This is a genomic window from Sphingomonas sp. LH128, assembly GCF_000293195.2.
GTDB classification, from domain to species: Bacteria; Pseudomonadota; Alphaproteobacteria; order Sphingomonadales; family Sphingomonadaceae; genus Novosphingobium; species Novosphingobium resinovorum_A.
This window is the reverse complement of record NZ_ALVC01000276.1, coordinates 1-5,749: the sequence shown is the minus strand read 5'-3', so window position 1 is coordinate 5,749 and position 5,749 is coordinate 1. Positions and strand designations below refer to the sequence as shown.

The window sequence follows — 5,749 nt, the reverse complement described above, 5'->3', positions numbered from 1 at the left end:
CGCCAGGGCATGATGGGCAGCGCCAAGGCCCATTACGACGGCATCAAGGCCTTCTCCGAAACCGACCAGACCGAAGACCTGAAGGCGATCACCGTCCCCACTCTCGTGCTGCACGGCGATGACGACCAGGTCGTGCCGTACAAGAACGCCGGCGTACTGCAGGCCGAGATCCTGCCGAACGCGACGCTGAAAATCTACGAGGGCTACTCCCACGGCATGCTCACGGTGAACGCCGACACCATCAACCCCGATCTGCTCGCCTTCGTGCAGGGCTGATCCGAACAGGCTTCGCTCCGGCTTTTTCCATGATGGCCAACTCAGACGCCATCTCAGGAACAAGGGACACCCGGAGCGAAGAACAAACGTCCGAGGAGACCTCCGATGAAAGCCTACCTTCTCTCCATCGCCGCCGGGTTGCTGGTGGGTGTCGTCTACAGTCTCCTCGGCGTCCGTTCGCCTGCGCCGCCGATGATCGCGCTGGTCGGCCTGCTGGGAATCCTGCTCGGCGAGCAGATCGTGCCGCTGGCGAGCCGGTTCGTGACGAAAAACAACGTCGCGCAGTTCGTCATGACCGAGTGCCGCGATCACGTCCTCGGCCGCCTGCCCGGCGACGCCGATAAGCACGACGCATGATCTCGCGCCGCCACACGTTTCTGGGAGCGGCCGCCGCGTCGCTCCTGCCCCAAACTCTCGCGGCCCGAGCGGGTCGAACCAAGGACAAGACAATGACCGACACGATCATCATCAACGCCAAGGTGACCACCCTCGACCGTGAAAACCCGCAGGCAGAAGCGGTGGCTATCCGCGACGGCAAGTTCCTCGCGGTCGGCAGCGAGGCCGAAGTGCGCGCCGCCGCGCCCGAAGCCACTGTGATCGACGCCAAGGGGCACCGTCTGATCCCCGGCCTGATCGACAGCCACATGCACATCATCCGCGGCGGCCTCAACTTCAACATGGAGCTGCGCTGGGACGGCGTGACCAGCCTGTCCGAAGCGATGGCGATGCTTAAGAAGCAAGTCGACAACACCCCCGCCCCGCAGTGGGTGCGCGTGGTCGGCGGCTTCACCGAGCACCAGTTCGCCGAAAAGCGCCTGCCCACGATCCAGGAACTCAACGCCGTCGCCCCTGACACGCCGGTGTTCATCCTCCACCTCTACGACCGCGCGCTGCTCAACGCCGCTGCCCTTCGCGTGGTGGGCTACACCAAGGACACGCCGAACCCGCCGGGCGGCGAGATCATGCGCGACAGCCAGGGCAACCCCACCGGCCTGCTGCTCGCCCAGCCCAACGCGACGATCCTCTATTCGACGCTGGCCAAGGGCCCCAAGCTGCCGCCCGAATACCAGCTCAATTCCACCCGCCACTTCATGCGCGAGGTCAACGCGCTGGGCGTCACCGGCGTGATCGACGCGGGCGGCGGCTTCCAGAACTATCCCGACGACTACGACATCATCGAGAAGCTGCATCAGGACGACCAGCTGACCGTCCGCATCAGCTACAACCTGTTCACCCAGAAGCCGAAGGAGGAGCTTGCCGACTTCGCAGGCTGGGCCAAGCAGGTCACGCCGGGACAGGGCGACGACACCTATCGCCACAACGGCGCAGGCGAGATGCTCGTCTATTCCGCCGCCGACTTCGAGGACTTCCGCCAGCCCCGCCCCGACATGGCGCCGAGCATGGAGGGCGACCTCGAACCCGTCATCCGCCTGCTGGCGGAAAACCGCTGGCCCTGGCGCCTCCACGCTACCTATGACGAGACGATCGGCCGCGCGCTCGACGTCTACGAAAAGGTCAACGCCGACATCCCGCTGCAGGGCATCAACTGGTTCTTCGACCACGCGGAAACGATCAGCGACCGCAATATTGACCGCATCGCCGCGCTCGGTGGCGGCATCGCCGTGCAGCACCGCATGGCCTATCAGGGCGAATACTTCGTTGAACGCTACGGCGCCAAGGCGGCCGAGCGCACCCCGCCGATCGCCCGCATGATCGCCGCCGGCATCCCGGTAGGCGCGGGCACCGACGCCACCCGCGTCGCCAGCTACAACCCGTGGGTCTCGCTCTCATGGCTGGTGACGGGGCGCACCGTGGGCGGCCTCTCGCTCTATCGCGGCGACAACCGCGTCAGCCGCGAGAAGGCGCTGCGCATGTGGACGCACGAGAACACATGGTTCTCCACCGAAGTGGGCAAGAAGGGCCAGATCAAGGCGGGCCAACTCGCCGACCTCGCGCTACTGTCCGACGATTACTTCGCCGTGCCGGACAACGAGATCGTGCACATCCGCTCGATCCTGACGATGCTGGGCGGCAAGGTGGTCCATGGCGACGGTGACTTTGCACCTCTCGCACCTGAGCTTCCGCGCCCGATGCCCGACTGGTCGCCGGTCGCGACCTTCGGCGGCTACTACCAGACGCCCGAAGCCAAGCAGAAGCTGGCCTCGGCATGCGGTTGCGCCAGCAGCTGCGGCGTCCATGGCCACGACCACGCCGCAGCGCTTGGGGCCAACGTCCCGGCCGCCGATGTCCAGACGTTCTGGGGATCGCTCGGCTGCGGCTGCTGGGCCGTCTAAGCCGAAGTGTAGTTTTCCAGAATATAGAACAGACCGGACGATTTTATTCGGATCGTTGGGAGTTCGATCAAGTCTTAAACCGTTCTGGACCGGCCGCTGAACATGCAGCGGACCGGTTCCAGACGACGATGAAACTCGCCCCAAAGGAGCCCCCGATGAAGCGCTTCACTTTCCTGATCGCCGCCGCAGTCCTGACCTCCGCACCGGCCTATGCCGCCGAGACCGCCGACTATTCGGTCGGCGCGCAGTATGACACCACCCACGTCTACGTGCCGCAGGAGCAGTTCGACAGCTTCGTCTCCAGCTTCGTCGCCACCTTCGGCGGCACCACCAGCAAGCAGGGCGAGTTTCAGGTGACGCCGACCAAGAGCCTGACCAAATCGCAGCTGGTGCTGACGCCTTCGGCCACCGTCTCGGTGTTCGGCTTCAAGACGCCGATCCCCTATCCCTTCGGCGACGAGCGCACCGGCTACCTCGTCACCGACATCGACGCGGCGGTGGCCTCTGCCGTGAAGCACGGCGCGGTACGCCGCATCGCCACCTTCCCCGATCCGATCGGCCGCGATTCCTTGGTGCAGTGGCCGGGCGGCGTGAACATGCAGATCTACTGGCACTCTGCCAAGCCCAACTACGCACAGCTTAGCAGCGTGCCCGAAAACCGCGTCTACCTGACGCCTGACGCCGCCGACGCCTTTGTGAAGAGCTGGACCGGCTACGCCCACGGCAGGATCACCGCCGACGACAAGGCCGCCTCGGGCGCCGAGATCGGCGAGCCGGGCAAGACCATCCGCCGCGTTTCCATCGAGAGCGGCTACGGCAAGATGACGGTCTTTGTCTCCGACGGGCAACTGCCCTGGCCCTATGGTCGCGACATGACCGGCTACGCCGTGAGCGATCTTGCCGCCACGCTGGCTAAGGCCACGGCGGCAGGCGTCGAAACCCTCGTCGCGCCCAGCGAAGTCAACAAGCGTCAGACCGCCATCGTGCGCTTCCCCGGCGGCTATATCGCCGAAATCCATCAGGGAGCGTAAGCCATGGCGAGCCTGCCCCCGATGAACCGCACGCCTTCCATCATCGGGGTAGTGCTGGACTTCACCCCCACCGCCTTCTTCGCCCGGCTCGCATTGGTGAGCGCTTACCTGGTAGGCGGCATCGACAAGCTGGGCGACTGGCCCGCCGCGCTGGCGGAGCAGGCCCACTTCGGCCTGACCCCGCCCGCGCTGTGGGCCGCGCTGACCATTGCCGTCGAACTGATCGGACCGCTGCTGATCCTCTCGGGCCGTCTGGTCTGGCTGGGCGCCGGGATGCTGGGCGTGTTCACGTTCTTCGCCGCGCTGGTGGCGAACGCCTTCTGGGTCATGCCCGACGGCCCCGAGCGCTTCGCCGCGATGAACGCCTTCTTCGAGCACATGGGCCTCGTCGGCGGTTTCGTGCTGGTCGCGGTGCTGGCGCGCAGGGGGCAGGGCGATGCGTAAGTGCGTCGTTCCGGGCTCGACCCGGGACCGGTGGCTGTCTTCAGGCGCGCCTTTGCGGTGCGCGCATCCTGGTGAGCGCCGCCAGGCCAGCGGCCCCGGATCAAGTCCGGGACGACGGCGGCTGGCATGGTTGCTCCCCTTCGCCACGCTTCTTCCCCACACCGCCCTGGCCGCGCCGAAGGAGGCATGGGAAGCCCCGACCCTCACCGTGACCCGCTACGACGAGGACTGGTCAGACCTCGAAAGCGCCGAAAAGCGGGATCACCATTGGACCGGCCCGTTCAAGTACATCCCGCTAGGCGACATCGCAGGTGGCGAGGCCTGGCTCTCTACCGGCGTCGAACTTCGCGCCCGTAACGAGAACTATGCCGAGAACCTGTGGGGCGGCGCCGCCGCGCCTAACGACGGCTATGTCTGGCTGCGCGCCCTGCCTTACGCCGACCTGCACGTCGGCAAGCTGCGCGCCTTCGTCCAGCCGGTTTTCGCCACCTCGATCAGCGTCGCCCCCTCGCCCGGGCCGACCGACGGCACTGGCCTGGACCTGATGCAGGGCTTTGCCGAGGCCGACCTCGGCCCCGTCACCCTGCGCGCCGGGCGACAGATGCTGTCGCTGGGCAGCGAGCGCCTGGTCGGCACTCGCTATGGTCCCAACGTCACGCTCGCATTCGACGGCTTGCGCGCCAACGTGGCGGTCGGCAGCGCGAAAGTCAGCCTGCTAGCCGTGCGCCCGGTCCAGCCGGGCAAAGGCAGCTTCGACGACCGCACCTCTTCGCAAAAGGCCCTGTGGGGCGCCTATGCGGCGATGCCAGAGATGGATCTCTACTACCTCGGCTATCGCAACGACGCCGCCCATTGGGGAGACCGCAGCGGCGGTGAGACGCGTCACAGCATCGGCGCGCGATGGCACGCCGTACGCGGAGACTGGCACTGGAACGTCGAGGGCGTCTACCAGTTCGGACACTTCGGCGAAGGCGCCCGCCGCGGCGCGATCTCGGCCTGGACTTTGGGCTCGGAGTTCGGGCGCGGCTTCCCGCACCTGCCGTTCTCGCCGGACCTGACCCTGCGCGCCAACGTGGTCAGCGGCGACCGTCATCCCGGCGACAATCGCCTCGGCACGTTCAACGCGCTGTTTCCCAAGGGCAAGTACTTCGGCGAACTCTCGCCGGTCGGCCCCTACAACATCGTCAACCTGCACCCTGCACTGGGCCTGCAGCTTACCCCCACCGTCTCGGCGGGAGTGGCGGCTGCGGCCTACTGGCGCCAGTCGCGCAGCGACGGCATCTACGACATCCCCGGCAACCTGATCCGCGCGGCCGGGAACAGCCGCGCCCGCTTCATCGGCAAGGAGGTCGAGGCAACCCTCGCCTGGCAGGCCACAGCGGAACTGGAACTGTCGATGTCGGTCTCGGCCTTTGCGCCCGGCGCATTCATCCGCGACACCGGCACCGCGAAGACCATCCGTATGCTGGGCCTCGAAAGCAATTTCCGGTTCTGAGATCTTTTCCAGATCCTCGAACGTAACGAACCAATTTATTCGGATAAACCAGCAGGTCTTCGCCCGGTAGACCCTTCCGCATCACTCAGGAGATCGCATCATGTCTACCCCGCCCCCCATTTCCGCTTCTTCCGTTTCCGCTCCCGGCAAATCCGCCCTGCTGCCGTGCCTGCTGCTGTTGCTGTCCGCGACCACCGGCCTCGTCGATG

Annotated in this window: 6 protein-coding genes; all 6 read left to right on the top strand. The window is 66.3% G+C overall.

Annotation, left to right across the window (positions count from 1 at the left end; all coding sequences use genetic code 11):
• On the top strand, positions 1-276 hold a 276-nt coding region (locus LH128_RS20570), incomplete at its 5' end, for an alpha/beta fold hydrolase (protein WP_008831613.1).
• A gap of 105 nt (positions 277-381) precedes the next feature.
• Positions 382-633: a DUF1427 family protein gene (locus tag LH128_RS20565; RefSeq protein ID WP_008831612.1), complete on the top strand. Its 252-nt coding sequence runs from the start codon at positions 382-384 to the stop codon at positions 631-633.
• A 92-nt stretch (positions 634-725) separates the two neighbouring features.
• A complete protein-coding gene (locus LH128_RS20560; RefSeq protein WP_008831611.1) occupies positions 726-2,570 on the top strand; it encodes an amidohydrolase in 1,845 nt (614 codons plus the stop codon).
• Positions 2,571-2,725: 155 nt separating this feature from the next.
• Positions 2,726-3,601 carry a hypothetical protein gene (locus LH128_RS20555; RefSeq protein WP_008831610.1) on the top strand — a complete coding sequence of 292 codons (876 nt, stop codon included), beginning with the start codon at positions 2,726-2,728 and terminating at the stop codon, positions 3,599-3,601.
• Positions 3,602-3,604: 3 nt separating this feature from the next.
• On the top strand, positions 3,605-4,045 hold the full coding sequence (locus LH128_RS20550; protein WP_008831609.1) for a DoxX family protein: 441 nt from the start codon (positions 3,605-3,607) through the stop codon (positions 4,043-4,045).
• Entirely contained in the window at positions 4,038-5,540 is a 1,503-nt protein-coding gene (locus tag LH128_RS20545; protein ID WP_083910309.1) for an alginate export family protein, read from the top strand. The genes LH128_RS20550 and LH128_RS20545 overlap by 8 nt, the downstream gene beginning before the upstream one ends.
• Positions 5,541-5,749: the final 209 nt, after the last annotated feature.

Excerpts from the sequence above, each read along its gene's own strand:
- LH128_RS20550 (WP_008831609.1), top strand. The coding sequence starts at position 3,605 with ATGGCGAGCCTGCCCCCGATGAACCGCACGCCTTCCATCATCGGGGTA.
- LH128_RS20545 (WP_083910309.1), top strand. The coding sequence starts at position 4,038 with ATGCGTAAGTGCGTCGTTCCGGGCTCGACCCGGGACCGGTGGCTGTCT.
- LH128_RS20565 (WP_008831612.1), top strand. The coding sequence starts at position 382 with ATGAAAGCCTACCTTCTCTCCATCGCCGCCGGGTTGCTGGTGGGTGTC.
- LH128_RS20555 (WP_008831610.1), top strand. The coding sequence starts at position 2,726 with ATGAAGCGCTTCACTTTCCTGATCGCCGCCGCAGTCCTGACCTCCGCA.
- LH128_RS20560 (WP_008831611.1), top strand. The coding sequence starts at position 726 with ATGACCGACACGATCATCATCAACGCCAAGGTGACCACCCTCGACCGT.